This is a genomic window from Providencia rettgeri (genome assembly GCF_001874625.1).
GTDB lineage: Bacteria > Pseudomonadota > Gammaproteobacteria > Enterobacterales > Enterobacteriaceae > Providencia > Providencia huashanensis.
In genome coordinates this window covers 2,717,843-2,739,779 of the sequence record NZ_CP017671.1, presented here as the reverse complement: position 1 = coordinate 2,739,779, position 21,937 = coordinate 2,717,843, and the positions used below count along the sequence as shown (strand labels likewise).

Here is a 21,937-nt window from a genome sequence, read left to right as displayed (position 1 = left end):
AAGATGCGTTAGAGGGGGCGTTTAATAGCCTATTATTGATAAAATAGGCTATTAAATTAGTTTTAATCAGAGCTGTAGCTATAGGCGGTCATGTTGCTATTTTTTAGTCATTTTATCTAAATAGCCCATGACAAAAGCAGATAAAACAAAGGTTAAATGAATGATCACATACCACATTAGTTTATCGTTCGAAACGCTTTTTAAGTCCATAAAAATTTTCAATAAGTGAATTGATGAAATTGCGACAATAGATGCAGCCACTTTATTCTTCAGTGACGAGGCATCCATTTTACCTAGCCAACCTAACTTTTCACTTTCTTCTGGGATATCCATTTGGGAGACAAAGTTTTCATATCCTGAAAACATCACCATCACTAATAACCCACCGACTAATGCCATATCAATTAATGAGAGCAATGTGAGGATGAGATCTGCCTCTGGTATTGCTAAAATATTCGGTAAAATATGGAACAGTTCTTGAAAGAACTTAATAGTTAATGCCAACAGTGTCAGTGAAAGCCCGAAATAAATTGGCGCTAAAATCCAGCGTGAAGCATACATTGTTTTTTCGAAAAACTTTTCCATGCAATCCCTTTTAATGGTGAATAATCATTACAGCAAAATCGACGAGCGGTATATTAACCGTAGGTAGTCATATCAAGAAGGTTTTTTTTATTGTTTTACAGTTCTAGGGATATTGGGGATTAATATGAAAGAAAGATGTCAGTTTTATGAAGAAAAAGTGACAAGTTCGATGCCCTCGATATTTTTATTTGCATTCGTCATTGTGATGAGTTCTAGTGTGTTAACATTAAGATAGTGCAAAGTTGAATATGTAAATGTGAGATATACTAATAAAAATATATAGAAGCATATTTATTTGTACACTAATGATAAATCAGAGAGTAGAGCCGCTAAATACAGCGTTAAACAAGTACTCGGCCTCGTCTAGGTGTCAAGTTTATTAGTTACATGGATGAAAGGAAGTTTTTGATGTTGCGATTTCGTTATAGATTAAAAAAAGCTCGTAAAAATAAATGTGTACGTCGCCAGCGACTTCGCAACCGGTCTTTTTATATAGATAACAGATTAAATAATATGAAAAATGTGAATATTGTCGTATTGACTGGTGCGGGGATTTCAGCTGAGTCAGGGATCCAAACATTTCGTTCTGCGGATGGTTTATGGGAAGAGCACCGCGTTGAAGACGTTGCAACGCCGGAAGGTTTCGAACGTAACCCTAAACTGGTTCAACGTTTTTATAATGAGCGTCGTCGGCAATTACAGCAAGAAAATATCAAGCCTAATGCGGCGCATTATGCTTTAGCTCAGCTTGAAGAGTTACTTGGCGATCGCTTTTTATTGATCACTCAAAATATTGATAATTTACATGAAAGAGCCGGGAGTCAGCGTATCATCCATATGCATGGTGAATTATTAAAGGTACGTTGTAACTGGTCAAATCAGGTTGTCGAGTGGAAAGGGGATTTATCAGTGGAAGACCGCTGCCACTGCTGTCAGTTTCCACAGCCATTACGTCCACATATTGTTTGGTTTGGTGAAATGCCTATTGGCATGGATTATATTTATCAATCTATTGAATCAGCGACTATTTTTATTTCAATTGGTACATCAGGCCATGTGTATCCGGCAGCGGGCTTTGTTCATGAAGCGAAGTTACATGGTGCACATACAGTTGAATTAAATTTAGAACCGAGTCAGGTAGAAAGTGAGTTTGATGAAAAGCACTACGGCTTAGCCAGTAAAATTGTAGTGGAATATATTAATAAGCTTATTACAGAATTACAGGTAAAAAGCACAACGAAATAAGTCAACTTCAGGCTAAGGGAAACGGTCATTTCCCTTAGCTATTCCTCTTTATACATTTAAATCCATCATCGCCGGCATTGTGATTTCCTTAACACAGGTAGCATTACTGGTGCTTAGGATAAAACGTACTGCATTGACAACATCTTGTAATGGGATCAATTGCCCGTGACTCTTCTCAATAACCTCAGCCACAGGGACAGACAATGGGTATTCTGTAGCAAGATAACCTAAGTTTATGATAGAAATGCCAATTTTATCTTCACGTAATGTTTCCCTTAGCGATTGCACTATTCCCCTTAAGGCATATTTTGTGGCGGAAAATGCAACTTCTTTACCATTATGATTATCTAGCCCCCATGTAGAGCCAATTAAAATTATTTTACTGTTTTCAGCTGAGCGTAAATTAGGTAATAGCATTTTTAAATTTAATAAACAGGCGCTGATATTCGTCTGGATAATATTGAGTAACTCAAGGTCATCAGTTGTTTCAAACTGGTAATCGTCACTAAAAGCCAAGTTTTCCCAAATTCCTACATTGTAAATTAAGGTGTTAATCGGTTGTTCTTTAACCTTATCTTTAATGATATTAGCAGACTGGCTATCATTTAGGTCAGCGGGGAGCCAAGTAAAATTACTTTGCTCAAACGGGGGTTTGGAACGAGAGACGCCGTAAACCAGCTCTTCATTTGTGGGAATACCTTCAACAAGTGCTTTGCCCAATCCTTTACTCACACCATAAATCAAATATGTTTTTGACATAAACGTCCCGATAACTTGAATAAAAATTACATTAATTATTATAAAAAATAATAAACGAAATAATAATGCGTCAGATATAGCACAGTATTAATAAATAATAATAGGTAATTAGTGCAATTGATAAATGATATCTAACTTAATTCACTGTTTTAACTAACAAATATAGGGGGCTAATAAAATAATACAATTTAATTATTCCCCTAACTAGTCTTAGGTATTAAAAATGGTTAGTTGCAAGAGAAAATCAAAATAGTGTGTAAAAAATAAATTTCATTAAAGATTTATTGCGAAAACCTGCAAGCATTAACAGCAAAGCTGATTTGAGACAATAATTGAATCTGTGATCTTTCCCATAATACAGACATTGATATTTGAGGGGGAAGGGTATGGACAAACTCTTGGAGCGGTTTTTTGAATATACGGCTTTTGATACGCAATCAAAATTGAATGCTAAAACAGTGCCTAGTAGTGCCGGTCAGCTAAAGTTTGCACGCGCATTAATGAAAGAACTGATTGACTTAGGTTTCGAAAAGGTAACACTCAGTGATCAAGGTTGCTTGATGGCCTATTTGCCGTCAAACGTTGATTGGGATGTTCCAACTATTGGTTTTATTTCACACTTAGATACGGCACCTGATTTTTCGGGGAAAAATGTTTGCCCACAAGTACTCGAAAATTACCGAGGTGGTGATATTGCCCTTGGGATTGGTGATGAAGTGTTATCCCCTGTCATGTTCCCAGTTTTACATGAAATGATTGGGAAAACATTAATTATGACTGATGGTAAGACGCTACTTGGTGCTGATGATAAGGCGGGTATTGCGGAGATTATTACAGCATTAGTGCGCCTAAAAGGTAACAATATTCCACATGGTAAAATTTGTTTAGCATTTACCCCTGATGAAGAAATTGGGCGTGGCGCTCGCCATATTGATTTCAAACAATTTGATGCATTGTGGGCTTATACTGTCGATGGCGGTGGTGTTGGTGAATTAGAATATGAAAACTTCAATGCGGCGAATGTATCAATCAAAATAGTCGGGAACAATACACACCCTGGAAATGCTAAAGGGGTGATGGTAAATGCTTTAGGGCTAGCTAACCGTATTCATTCGATGTTACCCGCAGATGAAACTCCCGAAAAGACGGATGGATATGAAGGTTTCTATCATTTAACATCGATGAAGGGAACGGTAGAAAAAGCAGAACTGAACTATATTATTCGTGACTTTGACTTGGTAAGCTTCGAAGCAAGAAAGAAAAATATTATTCGAATTGCTGAAAAAGTAGGGGAAGGCTTACACCCGAGCTGTTATATCGAGCTGACATTGGACGATACCTACTACAATATGCACAAAGAAGTAATGAAATACCCACATGTGGTTGAATTAGCAAAACAGGCCATGATTGATTGTGATATTAACCCTATTATTCAACCTATCCGCGGTGGAACTGATGGTGCTCAGCTTTCACATCGTGGCTTGCCGTGCCCAAATATTTTTACTGGGGGGTATAATTTTCATAGTAAACATGAGTTTATCACCCAAGAAGGGATGGAGCAGGCCGTTAGTGTCATTATGCGTATTGCTGAACTTACCGCAATACACGCCCGCCAGTCATGAGGGGCTTAATGAACCTGTTAAGCTCAGTACAATAAGTACTGAGCTGAGGTTATTGAGCAAGCGGGGTAATTTCCGTTTTATGTTATGGGTATTTCATTGCAATAGCACGGATATACCACTTAGTGCGAGTAAAATACCCATCACTAAGTTAAAACGTTTTAATGTACTAGGTTGCTTCAGTTTTTCTCTTAATTTACTACCAAACATTGCCCAAATAGCCACACATGGCCAGTTTATCAAAGCAAATATGATGGCAACTAATAATATTGAGATATAAGGTTCTATCGTATTGGTATACATTGCCATCCCTGATATCGCCATCATCCATGCTTTAGGGTTAATCCATTGAAATAATGAAGCCTCAAGTAATGTTAATGGCTTTATGTCTTGCTGATTTACTTGAGCAATAGAATGGCTGATGGTTGTTTTCCATGCGAGCCAAAATAAATAAATAATACCAATATATTTTAATGTTGAATAAACAAGTGGTAATGATTGAATGAGTGCACCAACACCTAAGCCAACAGCAATAAGCATGATGAAAAAGCCAATTGAAACACCAAGCGAATGTGGTAACGTTTTTTGAAAACCAAAGTTGACCCCTGAAGCAAGTAACATAATATTATTAGGGCCTGGGGTAATGGATGTTACAAATGAAAACAGGGATAAAGCTAAAAAAGTTTCTATATTCATAAAGTTATAATCATTGAAAGGTTATTAATTATTCGCCCAAGCTTAATCGGTCTAAGCAAAAATATTCTAGAATTAAATTTTAAAAACACTTTATCTTTGAGTGCCTATTTGTGGGGCTTAATCTTTTATCAATGTTATTGATACGGAAGTAAAATAAACAGGAAAGCAAACTTTATAGATATTCATAAAGATATCTAAAGGGAAAGGGGGTGGCTTCGGTTTAACTGGGAATGATAATAAAAGTTATATGCTAACTAGAATGTAATGAATAAAATTTAACCCCCAATAATTGTTTTACCAATATTGGGGGTGTTTTCGGTAAATTTAATGTTTATAAAATGGACTAATCATCAAAATACCAATAACCATTATTCACTAATGCGGTAATGAGCGCGATAAAGTTAACGTCATCGATAGCATCAGCTAAAATTTGGCTGTTTACCGCATCATAACGACATAGGCTATCAGCAGCTTCATAGCACTGGGTCTCTAAACATTCACCATTAACAAAAAATTGGTCACCAACACGCAATGCTCGGAGCCCGTTTAGTTTGTATAGGGTTTCCTGTTGTGTTTTTAGCAAGTCATAGATTTCGTCATGCTCATAAGGCGGTTCTGGTGGTGCAATATCTAGTTCATGGCGAGATTGTGAAATGAATTCACCAAGCCATTTACGGAACAGGTCAGGGTCATTAATCAGAGACTCCATCATTTCGCGTAATTTAATTTGTTCCCCTTGTAAAATTTCCGCAGGGTTATCACGGAATGATAAATCTGGGTCGCTGTAACGGTAGCTGCCTAAATCATTCGAAATTAAATGGTCGGCAAAACTACTGATTAACTCACGCGTATTAGGGGCTCGAAAGCCTACTGAATAGTTTAATGATGGCTCAATTGCATAGCCTTCATGCGGGAACCCTGGTGGGATATACAAAATATCACCGGGCTCCATTTCTTCATCAATGATGGCATCAAAAGGTTGAACTTGTAGTAAGTCAGGGTGAGGGCAATGTTGTTTCATCGGGATTTTTTCCCCAACACGCCAACGACGACGACCTTCACCTTGAATAATAAATACATCGTATTGGTCAAGATGAGGGCCTACGCCACCACCAGGAACCGAATAGGAGATCATTAAGTCATCCATTCGCCAATCAGAGAGAACACGAAATGGCTTCATTAGAGCGGAACTTGGATAGTGCCAATGGTCAACGGCTTGGACTAAAATAGACCAATTTTTCTCACCGAGATGATCATAACTCTCAAATGGGCCATGACTTACTTGCCAAATTCCTTCTTTATGGCTGACTAAACGGCTATCAACCTCATCTTCCATCGCCAAACCTGCAAGTTCATCAGGTGAGATAGGATCAATAAAATTTGCAAACCCTTTTTTGATAAGCAGTGGGCGCTTCTGCCAGTGGCTATCCAGAAAACTTTGCCAGTCTAGATTTAGTTTGTAATCCATCTTATTGTCCCTTGGAGCTGTTGAATATTGCTGATGGTGTTACGGCAATACCACAGGCCATAATGGTACGAAATGACCTTTATATATGAAGTAAGTCACTTAGTACTTCTTTTAAATAAATTAGGTTAGCCATAATTATTGAGGGCTGCTATTTATATGAATATAGATAGCAGTATTGGAGCAGCCCCTAGTAATAAGACTCCCTAAATAGTATACCGGAAACGTATCATAAAATAGGGAATAAGTGGGTTAATATCACAGATTAACTATCTTCGATCATAGATTGCTGCCTAAATGTGACGGCTAAGCGAGCACCACCGAGCGGGCTATCACTAATTGTGATCTCCCCATCATATTGGTCAATAATGTCGACCGCGATGGATAAGCCGAGACCTTGGCCTGGACGAAGGGTATCGGCACGTTGGCCTCGAACGAAAATTAAACTGCGTTTGCTTTCCGGGACGCCAGGGCCGTCATCATCAACAATTAACGTTAGGCTATCAGGCCCAGTCACCGCAGTGACTTCGACAAATTCTAGGCAATATTTGCATGCATTTTCCATAATATTACCCATGACTTCCATAAAGTCATTAGGCTGACCGAGCCAAGTGATTTCTGGAGAAACTTCTACTGTGATAGCAACTCCTTTGTGCTGGTAAACTTTATGCAAGGCGCTCGCTAAGCTATCTAATATTGATGGAACAGATGAAATTTCACGCAACATCATGTTTTCATCACCTTGTGTGGAAGCGCGGTGCAAATAGTAGCCGACCTGTTGTGAGATCCTGCCAATTTGTTCAAGCATAATAGGTTCTGCTTGGTCAATATTCATCTGTTTACCCGAACGTAACAAGCGTAGGGTCGATTGTAATACTGCCAATGGGGTTTTAAGGCTATGGGTCAGGTCAGAAAGCGTGGTTCGGTATTTACTATAACGTTTCCGCTCGTTAGTTAATAAAATATTGAGGTTACGGACTAACCCTCGAAGTTCTGAAGGTGGGTTTTCATCGAGTGTATCTCGTTCCCCCTTTTCTAAGCTACCAAGCTGTGAAACTAATGATTTAATTGGGCGTAAGCTCCAATAAGCCGCTAGCCATAATAGTGGGATAACTAAAATTAAATTAGCAAGTAACACATAGCCAAACCATTCCCAGACTAGACCTGTATTTTGCAAGTCTTGTGGAAGTGTATCCACCACGACAATGGTTAGGTTTGGTAGGTTTTCGCTGGCGGCATATTGGCTGACTGATACAGAATGGGTGAGTGGCTCATCATCATTGTCCATATCATCCAGTTTATTATTTAGCTCAGGGTTATCATTAAGCAGTTGACGGGTTTCACGGATGTCAGTATCAATCTCATATAACCCTTCCTTTTTTAGCCAATCATTTCGGATCAGCCTTTCAACGCTAGGCACATCGCGTTGACGCCATAATACTTGCCCTTGATCATCATAAATAATCACTAATGTGGGGTTATTTAACGTGAAGTTAGGGGGAACACGGATATCAATTTTATTATTTTGCCACTGTGCCAAGCTATAAATTAAGTTACTTTGACTACGCAAAAGGGTGTAAGTTGTTTTATCAAAGCTAATTAAATAGCCCAATATGGCAACGATACCGTAAGACAAAGTGAGTGCCAAAATGACCGCAGAGGTTGCACATAAAAAACGTGCTCGAAGCGAAAGGGGCTTAAATTTAAATTTACCTAACTGCATATTAGCCATTCACATCAAAACGATAGCCTTGACCACGAACGGTGACAATTACATCATCACTATGAAATTGCTGTATTTTTTTTCTTAATCGCCCCATTAACACATCGATTGTATGACTTTCTCTTAGTTCAGCATCGGGGTAAAGTTGGCGCATTAATGAATCTTTGCTGACGACTTTGCCATTGTTGCGTAGTAAGGTTTCGATGATGGTATATTCAAATGCGGTTAATTTGACGGCTTCACCGTTAACGGTGAATTCTTTGCGTGATAAATCAATAACAAAATTACCTAGTTCTAATACCTGTGAGGCTAGGCCGCTATTTCTTCGCATCAGTGCCTGCATTCTTGCGACGAGTTCTTCTAGTTGGAAAGGTTTAGTGACGTAATCATCAGCGCCGCTGTTTAAAGCTTGAACTTTTTCTTGCCAGCTTTCACGTGCAGTGAGAACTAAAATTGGGATATTTACATGCGCACCGCGCCAGCGTTTGATCATTGAAAGGCCGTCTTCTTCAGGTAAACCTAAGTCGACAACTGCAATATCAGGGCAACTTTCATGCAAAAAGTAATCCGCTTCTTTTGCGTCTTCAGCGGAATCAACTTGATGACCAAGCTCTTTCAGCTGAACCGTTAGATGGTGGCGAAGTAATGCATTGTCTTCGACGATTAAAATACGCATCTGAAACCCTCACAGTAAGGAAATGATAGTTGCTATTAATGATAATAGTAGCACTATGGTAAAAAGAGTTCTGAATAACAACAAGCGTTTAAGTAAATATAAGTCAAACAAACCCTAAAAATAGCGTATTCTTAGTAAGTCAGCGCGTTTTTGACGTAGGTTATCGACGAAGTTGGCTTTTGGAATTAAGAGGTAAGACAAATCAGTAAAAAAAGGCGGCACAGAGGCCGCCGAAATAGTCTAAATCAGTTTTATTTAAGCTCATCAATAAAAGTGACAGCGTAACCAATATAGTTAGCAGGTGTCATTTCTTTGAGGCGCGCTTTTTCATGCTCTGGCAGTTCTAAACCATCAATAAACTGTTTCATCCCCTCAGCGGTAACACGCTTACCTCGGGTAAGTTCTTTCAGCTTTTCATAAGGTTTTTCAATGCCATAGCGGCGCATAACGGTTTGAATTGGCTCGGCTAAGACTTCCCAATTTTGGTTTAATTCATCCAACAGGTGCTGTTCGTTCACTTCCAGTTTGTTTAAACCTTTCATGGTCGATTGATAGGCTATTAAAGCATAGCCTAAACCTACACCTAAGTTACGTAATACTGTGGAGTCTGTTAAGTCACGTTGCCAACGAGAAACAGGCAGTTTACTGGCTAGGTGACCTAATACAGCATTAGCTAAACCTAAGTTACCTTCAGAATTTTCGAAATCGATAGGGTTGACTTTATGTGGCATTGTAGAAGAACCGATTTCACCAGCTACTGTTTTTTGTTTGAAATGGTTTAATGCGATGTAACCCCAAATGTCACGGTCGAAATCTAACACAATCGTGTTAAAACGTGCGACACAATCAAATAGTTCCGCAATATAGTCATGAGGTTCGATTTGTGTGGTGAATGGGTTCCACTGGATACCTAAAGAGGTTACGAAGGTTTCACTAAACTCGTGCCAGTTAACTTCAGGGTAAGCGACCATATGGGCATTATAGTTACCGACAGCACCGTTAATTTTACCTAAAATCTCAACCTGTTGTAACTGACGATATTGGCGCTCTAAACGATAGGCGACGTTGGCGAATTCTTTACCAATAGTCGATGGTGTTGCTGGCTGGCCATGGGTGCGAGATAGCAACGGCAAGTTGCGGTACTCATGTGCCATCGCTTTAACTTTATCAATTATTTGGCGCCATTGTGGTAATAAGACTTCTTCACGCGCTGTTTTTAACATTAAAGCATGAGAAAGGTTATTGATATCTTCTGATGTACAAGCAAAGTGAATAAATTCAGAGACGGCGTGTAGTGCAGGGATATTTGCCACTTTTTCTTTTAGGAAATATTCTACTGCTTTAACGTCATGGTTAGTTGTACGCTCAATCTCTTTAATGCGCATTGCGTCTTTTTCACAGAAGTTCGCGACAATTTCATCTAAGTAAGCGATTGCGTCATTATCAAATGAAGGAACTTCTTTGATTTCAGCGGTTGCAGCCAGTTTTTGTAGCCAACGAACTTCAACTTGCACACGAAATTTCAGTAAGCCAAACTCACTAAATATAGTGCGTAAAGCGCTGACTTTATCACCGTAACGGCCGTCAATCGGGGATACAGCGGTCAGTGAGGATAATTCCATTGGTAGCAACTCCAGATTTAAAGGTGAGACAAAATATCTTTCGCCTGATTAGCCAGACGATTGCGAGAGAACATTAGTTGGATACGGCTTCCACCTACTTGCTGCCAAAGTACTGCGCAACGAATACCCGCGAGTAAAGTGGCTCTAACTTTAGCCTGTACTAAGGTATTTTTCAGGATGTCAGGGGAGCCTGTAACTTGAATTCGTGGGCCAGCAGGGCTGACAACATCGACATAAATACCAGCAAGCGCATTAAATACACCTTCTGATAGAGGCTCAAAATAGCTAGCTTGCCGTTCAAATTGCTCAATACGTTGACCCAGTTGATTCATCGCTTCCTGGTTTTTATTGAGACGGCGTTCAAGCACCATAATGCTCAACATATAGCGGGTCATTTCAGCAGATAAACCACTATTTCCACCCGTTAACATGCCCAGCATAGCATTTAGACCAGTTTTTAAGTTTGCTTCATCATTACCAAATACATCCAATGTTGATTTTGGATTCATATTGGTGAGGCAATTGACCATGGTTTCGGTGTCTTGGTCTTGACTAATGCCTTCGTGAGCAAGTTTCTGAACCATTGCGCTTGCTTGGCAGATACCCGCTAACGCAAGCGTGATATCATAGTAGTTTTTAGCCACATTTACTCCTGAATACGGGCTTCAATGATGCCGCCGCCGAGACAAACTTCATTTAGATAAAAGACAGCAGATTGCCCTGGCGTAACGGCTGCTACAGGGGCTTCAAATATAACCTCTATGCGGTCTTCGCTTAATGGTGTAATAGTACAAGGGATATCCGCTTGGCGATAACGGGTTTTTACTACACAGCGTAAAGGCTGGGTTAATGTTTCTCTGTCAACCCAATGCAATTGTTGGGCGATTAACCCGACGGACATTAGACGAGGGTGTTCATGCCCTTGTGCAACGATAAGGACATTATTTTGAACGTCTTTATCGACGACATACCAAGGTTCTTCAGAACCTTCTTTAGTCCCACCAATGCCTAAGCCTTTACGTTGCCCTAATGTATGATACATCAAGCCTTCATGCTGACCTATGGTTTCACCATCTACTGTAACGATAGGGCCAGGCTGTGCGGGCAGGTAGCGGCCTAGGAAATCACGGAATTTGCGTTCACCAATAAAGCAGATCCCTGTGGAGTCTTTTTTCTTTGCAGTAATTAAACCAATTTCTTCTGCGATGCGACGTACTTCAGGCTTTTCAAGTTCACCTACTGGGAACAAGCTTTTAGCAACTTGTTGGTGACTTAAGGTATATAAAAAATAACTTTGGTCTTTATTGCCATCTAAACCACGTAATAACTGGCTTTTGCCTGCAATATCACGACGACGGACATAATGGCCCGTAGCGATGTAATCTGCCCCTAAATCTTCAGCGGCAAATTCTAGAAATGCTTTAAATTTGATTTCTTTATTACATAAGATATCTGGGTTTGGTGTACGACCAGCTTTATATTCAGTCAAAAAATGTTCGAATACGTTATCCCAATATTCTGCTGCAAAATTGATGGTATGTAATTCAATGCCTAATTTGTCACAAACGGCTTGGGCATCGGCGAGGTCGGCTGCGGCAGAACAATATTCCGTGTCGTCATCTTCTTCCCAGTTCTTCATAAACAACCCTTCAACCTGATACCCTTGCTGTTGCAGCAAATAGGCGGATACAGAGGAGTCAACACCACCGGACATACCGACGATGACTTTTTTTAGGCTGTTGTCTGACATGGTACTGTTATTTGACATGGAAATAGTCTCAATGCGGAAAAATCAAGCCCCATACTTTAGCATGTTGTGACCTTGTTGCACCAGCGTTTGAGGGGAATATTATTGCTTGATGAAGATTTCACCAAGCAATATGTGGGGCGTTAAAGGTAGTCCTCACCATATGCAGCCAAGATATCAAGGGGGTAGTGGGTTCCTGTCAAGAAACAGCGTAGACTTTCTGCAACTAAGGGCGAACGCAGATATTGGCTTTCTAATATTTCCTGAGCACTAACCCAGTGACAAGCGCTAATATCGCTATCTTGTGGTTGTGTTTCACATATGGACTCTAGCTCGACAGCAAATAAAACACGGATAAACTGAGTCTTATCAGGTGCAATCCATTGGTGGATTTTAATTAACTGTGAGGGGCAAGCGTCAATTCCTGTTTCTTCATATAACTCACGTTTTGCGGCTTGCAAAAGTGTTTCATTTGCTTCTAAGTGCCCAGCGGGTTGGTTCCACGTTGGCTTTTCATTTACCCATTCTTCAACGACTAAATATTTGCCTTGAGCATGTACGATAGTTGCAACAGTGACATTAGGTTTAAACAACATTTACCTCCTTCCATTCACTAACAGAAAGGTTCCCCAAACTGAATTCACCCACTTGGTAGCGGATCAGTCGTAATGTAGGGTAACCAATATTTGCTGTCATTCGGCGGACTTGTCGATTTCGTCCTTCATATAAAGTGATTTTTAGCCAACTTGTTGGGATGTTTTTTCGTTCTCTGATTGGTGGGTTTCTTGGCCATAACCAATCTGGTTCGTTGACGAGTTCGACCCCCGCAGGCTGAGTTAGCCCATCATTTAACTGTAAACCTTGGCGAAATTTGATTAATGCGGTTTCTTCGGGGATACCTTCGACTTGAGCATAGTATATTTTCCCTGTTTTTTTCTCAGGCTGTGTTAAGCGTGCTTGTAATTTGCCATCGTTAGTTAAAATTAATAACCCTTCGCTATCCCTATCTAAGCGGCCCGCAGCATAAATGCCAGTAATAGGAATATAGTTTTTTAATGTGTCTCGACCTTGTTCATCAGTAAATTGAGGCAAAACATCAAAGGGTTTATTAAATAAAATAACTTTACGAGGAGACTGATGGGAAAAAGCGTTAACTGAAGTTGATTTTCGTTTATGCCTTAAATCAGTTGGGCGTTGATTGTATTTATACTTGTTGGTCGCTGATTTATTATTTGGCTTATTCATAATGGCTTTATGGCAGTTTATTGGCATGAATTGGTTCAATGGATATTGATTAACATTAGTGTAGGGGATTTACCCGTAAAAGCCTAGGGATGGATTTTACGTTTTAATGCAATATTTAATTAACAACTTTAAAATCATTTAAAACGATAAAGCCAATTTTCCATTTAAAAATAAACACCTATGATATAATTAAGGTGGCAATTGTGTGATGAGAGCGTGTTTTTAATTTCGGTTAATTTGTTAGTATTAATTAGGTTAAAGAAAGCGTTTATAGCATATTAAGCTATTAGAATTAGTTACCTTAAAAGAACTTTTATCATAATCAATTTTTTCTTTAAATAGGGATAATAAAACTAATCAATTGATTTCAAAGTAGTTATAAATATGTATCCCTTCAACTTATAGGATTGAGCAGTACGTTAAATGCGATCCGCATTGAAGCTTAGATGAGTAATCATTGGCGTTCGACGCAGATTGAAGTAGTATTGACACGTCTCTTACAAAAAATTAACAAGCAAAATACGCAAGTGAAAGGAGAGGTTAATGGAAAGCAAAGTAGTAGTTCCGGCAGAAGGCGCTAAAATTACCATTGATGCAAAAGGCAAACTGAACGTTCCGAACAATCCAATTATCCCTTACATTGAAGGTGATGGTATTGGTGTTGATGTGACACCCGCAATGTTAAAAGTGGTTGATGCGGCAGTTAAAAAAGCCTACAACGGTGAGCGCAAAATTTCGTGGATGGAAATTTACACCGGTGAAAAATCTACACAAATTTATGGTAAAGATGTTTGGTTACCAGAAGAAACCCTCGATTTAATCCGTGATTACCGTGTTTCAATTAAAGGTCCTTTAACAACTCCAGTTGGTGGTGGTATTCGTTCACTGAACGTTGCTCTACGTCAGCAACTTGATCTGTATATCTGTTTGCGTCCAGTTCGTTATTACAAAGGAACGCCTAGCCCTGTTAAGCAACCTGAACTGACTGATATGGTTATCTTCCGTGAAAACTCCGAAGATATCTATGCAGGTATTGAGTGGAAAGCAGGTTCAGCAGAAGCTGATAAAGTTATCAAATTCCTAAAAGATGAAATGGGTGTAACGAAAATCCGTTTCCCACAAGACTGCGGTATTGGCATCAAACCTTGTTCAGAAGAAGGAACAAAACGTTTAGTGCGTGCAGCGATTGAATATGCAATTGATAACGACCGTGATTCAGTGACCTTAGTTCATAAAGGTAACATTATGAAGTTCACTGAAGGTGCATTTAAAGATTGGGGTTACCAATTAGCACTAGAAGAATTCGGCGGTGAATTATTAGATGGCGGCCCATGGGTTAAAATTAAAAACCCTAAAAACGGTAAAGATATTATCGTTAAAGATGTGATTGCAGATGCTTTCTTGCAGCAAATCTTACTGCGTCCAGCAGAATATGATGTTATTGCTTGTATGAACCTGAATGGTGACTATATTTCTGATGCATTAGCTGCTCAAGTTGGTGGTATCGGGATCGCGCCAGGAGCAAACATTGGTTCTGAATGTGCATTATTCGAAGCAACACACGGTACTGCACCAAAATATGCGGGTCAAGATAAAGTAAACCCAGGGTCTATCATTCTTTCTGCTGAAATGATGCTGCGCCATATGGGTTGGACTGAAGCCGCTGACTTAATCGTTAAAGGTATGGAAGGCGCAATCGCGGCTAAGACTGTAACTTACGATTTCGAACGCCAGTTAGAAGGCGCTAAATTACTGAAATGTAGCGAATTCGGCGATGCAATGATCGCACACATGTAATTTATTACGTGGTGTGATTAATAACGGGAGCCTAAAAACTCCCGTTTTATTTTGCCTTGAAAAATTCCTCTACAAAACTCCTGCAAAACTCTTCTGCAAAACAGGCTACAAAATAATCGTTATTTTATAGCTAAAACCTGCCAATTTTATCCTCGATCATCATGATATTTATCTGTCATTACGTAGCTCTTATGGCCCAATAAAGTTTTAGTACCGATGCCTTGATCTCTATATAACCTTTCTGATAAAGAACGCAGCTCATAAAAACTTGGCGAAGTTCCATCTTCCCTCTTCAAATCTGTCTGATCCCTAAGCGGGTGCCGTCATCTGCGGCGTTTAGTGTAATTAGACATTTAGTGCCTGATCTTAACGAAAGGACATGGCGCAGAAACTGGAAGCCGTTCTATGAAAAATTAACGAGCAAATATTTTATTGAAAAGGGGGTAGCTGAATATGCGTTTAGCAAAGTAACGAAATAAATTATTATGGTGCTAACTCAGGAGCTATTTTAAATGAAAATATCGAATCAGCAGAAGCAGAATTAGCACCAGAATGAGTATTACCGCCATTCGGCGCATAATTCATCATAATCCTCAATGCCGTTTAAGCACGCTTTTTTAAATAACTCAGAAGCTTTGTCTTTATCTTGTTTAATCACATCGCCATAATAGTAAAGGTATCCTAATTCTAGCTGAGCATCTGCATAGCCTTGATTGGCAGACTTGATATACCACTCAATGGCCCTAGAGTAATTTTTACTAACACCTTTTCCTTCAAAATACATTTCTGCCAAATAGAATTGTGCCATAGGGTCACCTTGGTTGGCTGCTTTTTCATATTGAGCAAATGCTTTTTTGAGATCCACTGGGACTCCATTGCCAGAATAATACATTCCTGCGATGATATTATGTGCTTGAGGTATTTTACCTTGCGCGGCTTTTTGGGCATATAGCATTGCCTTATCATAGTCTTGTGGAAAATCACGACCTAAATAGTATATTAATGCCATTTGATACTGAGCCTTTGGATAACCTGACTGCGCTGATTTTTCCATCCATTTAAAGACCAGATCTTTATTCTGCTCAACACCTTCACCTTTAGCGTATTGTACTGCTAGTTTATATTGAGCTAAAGCCTCCCCTTTATTGGCTTGTTCGCATACTTTTTGTATATTGAGATCAGGGGATAGCTTAGCGCAATCATGATCCGAACCTGCTGCAAATAAAGAGTAAGTAAACATCATAATTGGCAAATACTTTATTTTTATCATAAATTTTCCGTGTAAGGTCTTTAAGGCCTCTATTTAAAAAACGAATAAAATAAATGTAACTAAAGCCAAATAATAGCTAATTATCAAAACTATTTGAATACACTATAAGCATAGATAATTAGCAAAGTCTTCACATGAATTAAGTGTAAGCAAATGCGGAAAGAGAGTACGAATATGAAGACATGGCTGGCGTTAGTTTTATTTAGTCACCATTTTCTACTTTATTTTTAGTGTTTTCGCGTTGAGCATCTGCCTTAGCTTTGTTACTCAGTATTATCATTGTTACCCACACAAGGAATGCAACCGCTGAAATTACCAAGATACCATCAATCCGTAAAATGACTTCAAAAGTAATCATATACTAATCACTGGTGGCTTTTTCATTTATGGAGACAGTCATGTCAGATAAAAAAGAAATAGCCACCCTATCTATAAAGATCTCAGTCGATAGCGCTGACTTAGACAAGTTGGAAGCGCAACTAAAGCGCATTGAAGGGCTGATGGTTAGCACGGGATTAAAACAGCCAGCAAGTGGTGGGTTTGTTGCGAGCCCGTTCTTTGTTAAAAATGGTCAGTTATCTATTAAAACAAATGCAATGCTTGAACTCAATCAGTTATAACGCCATTTCAAACAACAAAATATTCCAAGGGCTAGGCACTGCACGGTCTTTTTTTGTATATAGCCACCGCAAATCATCAAATCACATAGTCACTTTAATGAAATTGCGGTTGGCTACATTGATACTGTCTATCAATTTAGTGAATTTTAAGGGGTAAGTACACTAATGTGTTAACTTGTTGAAACCTAACTTAGGTTCAATAAACCAGTGAATGGTTGAGTTAAAGGTTAATAAAAGAGCGATGCTGATAGTTGATAGCGTTAGTAGTATGACGACTAATGAGCTATATTCCACATGGAAATAAGTTAGGGTTTGTAAAAAAATAAAACAAATAATAGGATGAATCAAATAAACACCTAAAGCATTGTTTGATAGTTTAGCATATTTATCTGTTGATGAAGCGAAATAAATAATACTAGAACCTAAAACTATACTTATACAGAATTTTAAAATATAAATAACAAAAAAAGATGATAAAAAATCAGCGTGAGTACTGTTTATGATTAATCTATTGATACTTTCCTCATAATAAAGTGCGGCTATAGCCAAGGTTGTGCTGATTACAATTATCAAGTAAGGTTTTTTTCTAAGTGAGGATACTTTTTCATTATTAATAAAATAAGCGATGATAAAGAATGGGAAGTATATAATAATAGAGAAAAATTTTGATAAGTTAATTAAATAGTTGTTGGCTAAATAAGAAAGAACCAATGATACCATCAAAATACAAGATAATATTGAAATGTTAGATTTTAATCTTGGTGGTAATAATAAAAAAAAGCTTGCCAAACAGGAGTGGCTAAAAAAAACCATACTCCATTTTGAGGCTCAAGGATATAAACTTTCAAACTTAATTCGCCTGAAAAGTACAATGGAATTGCATCAACTGTTTGAAATGTTAAGTAAATTATAAAGGATGAAAGTAAGCTAAACTTCAAAGATTTCCACGTAGTATTTTTCGTTACGAATGCAACTATAAATACAAACATAGGAATTAATGTTAAGTCGAAAATATCAATAAGAAATGAAACCTTACTTTTATCAGCTAAATTTAAGTAGAAACTAAAAACAATAAAAGAACTCAATATGAGCTTCAAAGTAGGCCAATGTGGTTGGGTAATGTCATTTGACTCTGGCTTGATTTGTTGTTTCATATGGGTGCTCTTAATAGAAATTAGTTCATTATACTGCATTGATATACTTATTTAAAATGAATTCATTGGGTTAATTCAGAAACAGTTTCAATTTATCTTGAATAAACATTAGCTCTATGAATTTAAACCTAAACTACTGTAATTTATAATTTTTTATTGCCTGAAATCTACATCTATCCTAATATTTACCCTCTACACGCTGAGGGGGATTGATATGCGTAATTGGCTTGGGTACTTAATCTATTTCTCTATTATATTTGCTATAGCAAAATGCTCTATGACTATAGCTCCAAATGCCAACTTCCCGGGTTGATGTTTACCCTAGGAAACATGGGGTTCTTGGCTTGGGGTGACAGTGTTAATTGTCATCATATTTCTAATAACGTATTGCACTTTTACTGTATTCCCACACTATGTGCCACCAACTAATTAACTTCAATTTGCACTCCCTCTAAGCTAATATCATTGAAACTAATTGATGGGATGGTGAGATGAAAGGATACATAGTTACTACCTTGCTAATGATTACTAGCTTTGGTTTTAATGCACATTCGAGCAATAGCATTGACTCATTAGTAGCAGATACAAAAAGGTCTAATTATGGTGATTGGGATTTTATTTATGCTGAAAAAATGAACTATGACTTATGTAAGCTATCAGTAGAGGCTATTTATACGTCTGGTGCAATGGAGCATAAATTAACATCAATAAGTAACCTTAAATACACGTACACATTAACAACATGGACACCAAAACATGTAGTCAGGATTGATTGCAACGGACATGGTGGAAATATAATGATATTGACTGCTGATTATATTGTTCAATAGTTAATCTAGCCTGTCCTTGGTCTGGGTGGTTAAAGATATTTACTGCTCGATATCTAAAAACAGGCGCTTTAAATCGTAAGAATTTGCCATTGTTTACCTCTGCCATCATGATATTTATCAGTTATTTTTTGAGACTTATTCCCCTTAGCGCTTTCTCTTTCAATATAAGTTATACCGTTAGGCGGGGTAGGCTCACCTGAATTCACATCTCTATAATATAAAAATAGGTAAAAATCATGTCATGGGGTTGAAAAATGACAATTCGTTCTTATCTATATTGTGGGTAAGTCACCTTTACCCTAGTTCAATTAATATTGGAGGAGGAATTATGACTAACATTAGACCTTTTTCACTATTTCCAGCAATTTCTGACAATATGTTGTCGAATCGGTTTGATCAGATAGATCGCTTATTTAGCCAATTAACCGGAAGTAAGCCTGTATCAGTACCAGCCCAGACTTATAATCTAAAACAAATTGATGATAACCATTATGAGTTGACGGTTAGCGTTCCCGGATATCAGGAAAGTGATTTAACGGTATCATTGAAAGGAGGGCGCTTACTGGTAGAGGGGAAAAAAGAGGAAAAAATACAGGAGGATAATGAAAAATGGCTCCATCGTGGAATATCACAAGGGCAATTCACTTTGCAATTCGATCTTGGTAAAAATGTAAAAATAGAGAAAGCTAATCTATCCAGTGGGTTACTGGCTATTAATATTGAATATGAACTGCCAGAAGAAGAGAAACCACAAATGATAGCGATTGAGAATAAAGATAATAAATAATCAATCTTAGTTATGTTGATGCAACAGGGCTGCACGTTATGTGTAGCCCTCATTAATTGATAACATGTTAAGGTATAGGCTATTTTATCAACACTGATTTATACCAAACTGACTATAAGAAATCAGCGGCTTTAAACTTCTCTAATACTTTAGCCTTTTGTTCTACAGTTAATGGGCGTAGCGGGCGACGCGGGTTACCTACATCAATACCATGTAATTGCATGGCAACTTTTCCGGCAGCCACACCACCGTATTCCACTAATACACGAATAATTGCAATGACTTTATCCATACATGCGGCGACACCTTGGTAATCACCTATGTTAAATTTTTCAATGATTTCAAGATAGAGGGGTGCAGCATAATTATAGGTACTTCCAACTGCACTTAATGCGCCACATGCTAACCCAGCAGGTATGAATTCATCGACTCCAAATGGGATATCATATTTACCCTCATTAACGCGTATACAGCGTTGGAATTCATACATATCAGGAGAGTTGAATTTCATACCAGATAAATTTGGGATAGTTGTACCCGCGACTTGTAAAAAACTCTCCATATCAATGTTTAAACCAGACATTGTAGAGTGATAGTAATAAAAACCTTTAGATGGGGCATTCTCAGCGGCTAAACGACAATATTCGACTAAATCATCCACATTACTGGGTTTAAAGAAGCAAGGACCAATGACGGATGTGGCACGAATATCTAATGTATCTGCATGACGTGCCAAGTCTATGGTGTCAGCGATACTTAATGCACCAATATGAATAATTAACTCTAATCTTCCTTGGCTAGCCTTAGCCCAGCGCTCAGCCACTTTTTTACGCTCTTCAACAGAACAATGAATACCTTCCCCCGTTGTTCCTAATACATAAGCACCGCTTACTCCACTTGCAATAAGATGTTCTGCGATTTTATCAATGACAGGGTAGTTTACACTACCATCGGCGGCAAAAGGTGTATGAGGCGCAGCAATTAATCCAGAGAGTTTGTTCATAATAAGTCCTTTGGAGGTTAGCTTCTTAATTATTTTGAATTTGGAGTTTAGCTCTATATTAGGGAGCATTAGCTGTGAACGCAATAACGAAATTCGCGTTGAAGGAAGATAAAAATGAAAGTGTGATCTTTAGCTGATTTCTGTTGAAAACCGATAAAAATGCATATTGAATTTAGGCAGAATTAATGCTCTTTAATGCATTGAGTGTCCGTAGTTTTTGTTCTTTTACCATATCAGGCTGAGCTTGAACAAGTAGGGTATACAATAAATCTAAAACAAACAATTGCGCCGTTTTTGTACCAATGGAGTCACCTTGTAATTTCCCTTGGCGATTACCATTAATCAAATGGTAATCAGCATATTCCATAATTTGTGATCCTAAATTATGTGTTAGTGCAATTGTGCATGCTCCTGCTTGTTGTGCAAGTTTTAATGCATGAACGGTTTCTGGAGAATTACCCGAATGGCTAATACCAATGGCGATATCACCTGGTTTTAAGAGGGACGCTTGCATATACATAAAATGGTTATTGGTAGCTGCATCAACACGATAGCCAATACGCATTAGCTTGTTTTTCAGATCTTCTGCGGTGATCCCCGAGGAGCCGACACCACAAATAAAAATATAATTTGACGAAAGCAATGCATTTACTGCCCCCTGTACTTGTTTTATATCAAGTAAATTCAAGGTCTCTGACAGCACGTTGTTGATAGTTGCTTGTAATTTTAAACCAATAGTGTGGATGTCATCTTGCTCACTCACTTCTGCATCCAAAATTGGCGATTCTTCACTATCTGATGTCGCCATTTCTATCGCTAAGTCCATTTTAAAGTCTTGGAAGCCTTTATAACCAAGAACACGACAAAAACGTACAACAGTGGCTTCACCTGCTTTTGTCGCTTGGGAAAGTTGAGCTATGGAAAATTGTGTCGTTTCAACAGGGTGAGACAAGATGTAATCAGCAATGCGCTGAGAAACACGCGTCAGGCTATTTTTCATCGCCCCTAACGTATCGAGTATTTTACCCGGTTTCAGTTTGGAAGCTGCCTGTGTTGTCATGTAAATTACCCTTGGTTGCAGAAGAGAGAGGTGA

Annotated in this window: 22 protein-coding genes and 1 pseudogene; 6 read left to right on the top strand and 17 right to left on the bottom strand. The window is 38.4% G+C overall.

Annotated features, from left to right (window positions below; all coding sequences use genetic code 11):
* Positions 1–96: 96 nt before the first annotated feature.
* Positions 97–585 carry a TIGR00645 family protein gene (locus tag RB151_RS12640; RefSeq protein ID WP_042843464.1) on the bottom strand — a complete coding sequence of 163 codons (489 nt, stop codon included), beginning with the start codon at positions 583–585 and terminating at the stop codon, positions 97–99.
* Between the two features lie 411 nt (positions 586–996).
* Between RB151_RS12640 and cobB the strand changes: the two genes are divergently transcribed.
* Positions 997–1,830, top strand: coding sequence for a Sir2 family NAD+-dependent deacetylase (cobB, locus tag RB151_RS12635; protein WP_042844305.1), 834 nt, complete (start codon positions 997–999; stop codon positions 1,828–1,830).
* Between the two features lie 48 nt (positions 1,831–1,878).
* Here cobB and RB151_RS12630 read toward each other — a convergent pair whose 3' ends face one another.
* The gene (locus RB151_RS12630; RefSeq protein WP_042843465.1) at positions 1,879–2,589 is read right to left on the bottom strand and encodes an SDR family oxidoreductase; all 711 of its coding nucleotides are present in this window, start codon (positions 2,587–2,589) and stop codon (positions 1,879–1,881) included.
* Positions 2,590–2,975: 386 nt separating this feature from the next.
* On the opposite strand from RB151_RS12630, the gene pepT reads away from it, so the two are divergent.
* Positions 2,976–4,211: a peptidase T gene (pepT, locus tag RB151_RS12625; RefSeq protein ID WP_042843466.1), complete on the top strand. Its 1,236-nt coding sequence runs from the start codon at positions 2,976–2,978 to the stop codon at positions 4,209–4,211.
* 93 nt (positions 4,212–4,304) lie between these two features.
* Here the strand turns inward: pepT and RB151_RS12620 are convergent, their stop codons facing one another.
* From RB151_RS12620 to rluE, 9 genes are all read right to left on the bottom strand, one after another.
* Complete coding sequence (locus tag RB151_RS12620; RefSeq protein WP_042843467.1) at positions 4,305–4,904, bottom strand: LysE family translocator; 600 nt, start codon at positions 4,902–4,904, stop codon at positions 4,305–4,307.
* Between the two features lie 343 nt (positions 4,905–5,247).
* The gene (locus RB151_RS12615) at positions 5,248–6,372 is read right to left on the bottom strand and encodes a cupin domain-containing protein (protein WP_042843468.1); all 1,125 of its coding nucleotides are present in this window, start codon (positions 6,370–6,372) and stop codon (positions 5,248–5,250) included.
* 262 nt (positions 6,373–6,634) lie between these two features.
* Positions 6,635–8,092: a two-component system sensor histidine kinase PhoQ gene (phoQ, locus tag RB151_RS12610; protein ID WP_173424794.1), complete on the bottom strand. Its 1,458-nt coding sequence runs from the start codon at positions 8,090–8,092 to the stop codon at positions 6,635–6,637.
* Position 8,093: 1 nt separating this feature from the next.
* Positions 8,094–8,768, bottom strand: coding sequence for a two-component system response regulator PhoP (gene phoP, locus RB151_RS12605; protein WP_048607402.1), 675 nt, complete (start codon positions 8,766–8,768; stop codon positions 8,094–8,096).
* A gap of 251 nt (positions 8,769–9,019) precedes the next feature.
* Positions 9,020–10,390, bottom strand: coding sequence for an adenylosuccinate lyase (gene purB / locus RB151_RS12600; protein ID WP_042843471.1), 1,371 nt, complete (start codon positions 10,388–10,390; stop codon positions 9,020–9,022).
* 17 nt (positions 10,391–10,407) lie between these two features.
* The gene (gene hflD, locus RB151_RS12595) at positions 10,408–11,034 is read right to left on the bottom strand and encodes a high frequency lysogenization protein HflD (RefSeq protein ID WP_042843472.1); all 627 of its coding nucleotides are present in this window, start codon (positions 11,032–11,034) and stop codon (positions 10,408–10,410) included.
* Between the two features lie 2 nt (positions 11,035–11,036).
* Positions 11,037–12,140: a tRNA 2-thiouridine(34) synthase MnmA gene (mnmA, locus tag RB151_RS12590; protein WP_042844306.1), complete on the bottom strand. Its 1,104-nt coding sequence runs from the start codon at positions 12,138–12,140 to the stop codon at positions 11,037–11,039.
* Between the two features lie 140 nt (positions 12,141–12,280).
* Positions 12,281–12,730 carry an NUDIX domain-containing protein gene (locus RB151_RS12585; protein ID WP_042844307.1) on the bottom strand — a complete coding sequence of 150 codons (450 nt, stop codon included), beginning with the start codon at positions 12,728–12,730 and terminating at the stop codon, positions 12,281–12,283.
* On the bottom strand, positions 12,723–13,382 hold the full coding sequence (gene rluE / locus RB151_RS12580) for a 23S rRNA pseudouridine(2457) synthase RluE (RefSeq protein ID WP_071548853.1): 660 nt from the start codon (positions 13,380–13,382) through the stop codon (positions 12,723–12,725). Before rluE ends, RB151_RS12585 begins: the two co-directional genes overlap by 8 nt.
* A 543-nt stretch (positions 13,383–13,925) precedes the next feature.
* Here rluE and icd point away from each other — a divergent pair.
* A complete protein-coding gene (gene icd / locus RB151_RS12575; protein ID WP_042843473.1) occupies positions 13,926–15,179 on the top strand; it encodes an NADP-dependent isocitrate dehydrogenase in 1,254 nt (417 codons plus the stop codon).
* A 146-nt stretch (positions 15,180–15,325) separates the two neighbouring features.
* Here the strand turns inward: icd and RB151_RS23700 are convergent.
* Positions 15,326–15,490, bottom strand: a pseudogene (locus tag RB151_RS23700) (integrase); the annotation flags it as partial.
* A 6-nt stretch (positions 15,491–15,496) separates the two neighbouring features.
* Here RB151_RS23700 and RB151_RS24620 point away from each other — a divergent pair.
* On the top strand, positions 15,497–15,658 hold the full coding sequence (locus RB151_RS24620; RefSeq protein ID WP_410054826.1) for an antitermination protein: 162 nt from the start codon (positions 15,497–15,499) through the stop codon (positions 15,656–15,658).
* A gap of 80 nt (positions 15,659–15,738) precedes the next feature.
* Here the strand turns inward: RB151_RS24620 and RB151_RS12570 are convergent, their stop codons facing one another.
* Positions 15,739–16,449, bottom strand: a complete 711-nt coding sequence (locus RB151_RS12570) for a tetratricopeptide repeat protein (protein WP_048607399.1) — start codon at positions 16,447–16,449, stop codon at positions 15,739–15,741.
* Positions 16,450–16,651: 202 nt separating this feature from the next.
* Positions 16,652–16,807: a hypothetical protein gene (locus RB151_RS23340; protein ID WP_158516026.1), complete on the bottom strand. Its 156-nt coding sequence runs from the start codon at positions 16,805–16,807 to the stop codon at positions 16,652–16,654.
* Positions 16,808–16,847: 40 nt separating this feature from the next.
* Between RB151_RS23340 and RB151_RS12565 the strand changes: the two genes are divergently transcribed.
* The gene (locus tag RB151_RS12565) at positions 16,848–17,069 is read left to right on the top strand and encodes a hypothetical protein (protein ID WP_048607397.1); all 222 of its coding nucleotides are present in this window, start codon (positions 16,848–16,850) and stop codon (positions 17,067–17,069) included.
* Between the two features lie 752 nt (positions 17,070–17,821).
* On the opposite strand, the gene RB151_RS23695 is transcribed toward RB151_RS12565, so the two are convergent.
* The gene (locus RB151_RS23695) at positions 17,822–18,223 is read right to left on the bottom strand and encodes a hypothetical protein (RefSeq protein WP_221081333.1); all 402 of its coding nucleotides are present in this window, start codon (positions 18,221–18,223) and stop codon (positions 17,822–17,824) included.
* A gap of 1,158 nt (positions 18,224–19,381) precedes the next feature.
* Between RB151_RS23695 and RB151_RS12550 the strand changes: the two genes are divergently transcribed.
* Positions 19,382–19,840: an Hsp20 family protein gene (locus RB151_RS12550; RefSeq protein ID WP_042843480.1), complete on the top strand. Its 459-nt coding sequence runs from the start codon at positions 19,382–19,384 to the stop codon at positions 19,838–19,840.
* Positions 19,841–19,952: 112 nt separating this feature from the next.
* Here RB151_RS12550 and RB151_RS12545 read toward each other — a convergent pair whose 3' ends face one another.
* Together RB151_RS12545 and RB151_RS12540 are read right to left on the bottom strand one after the other, a co-directional pair.
* Positions 19,953–20,843, bottom strand: coding sequence for a dihydrodipicolinate synthase family protein (locus RB151_RS12545; RefSeq protein ID WP_042843481.1), 891 nt, complete (start codon positions 20,841–20,843; stop codon positions 19,953–19,955).
* Between the two features lie 172 nt (positions 20,844–21,015).
* Entirely contained in the window at positions 21,016–21,903 is an 888-nt protein-coding gene (locus tag RB151_RS12540; protein WP_048607391.1) for a MurR/RpiR family transcriptional regulator, read from the bottom strand.
* Positions 21,904–21,937 lie beyond the last annotated feature (34 nt).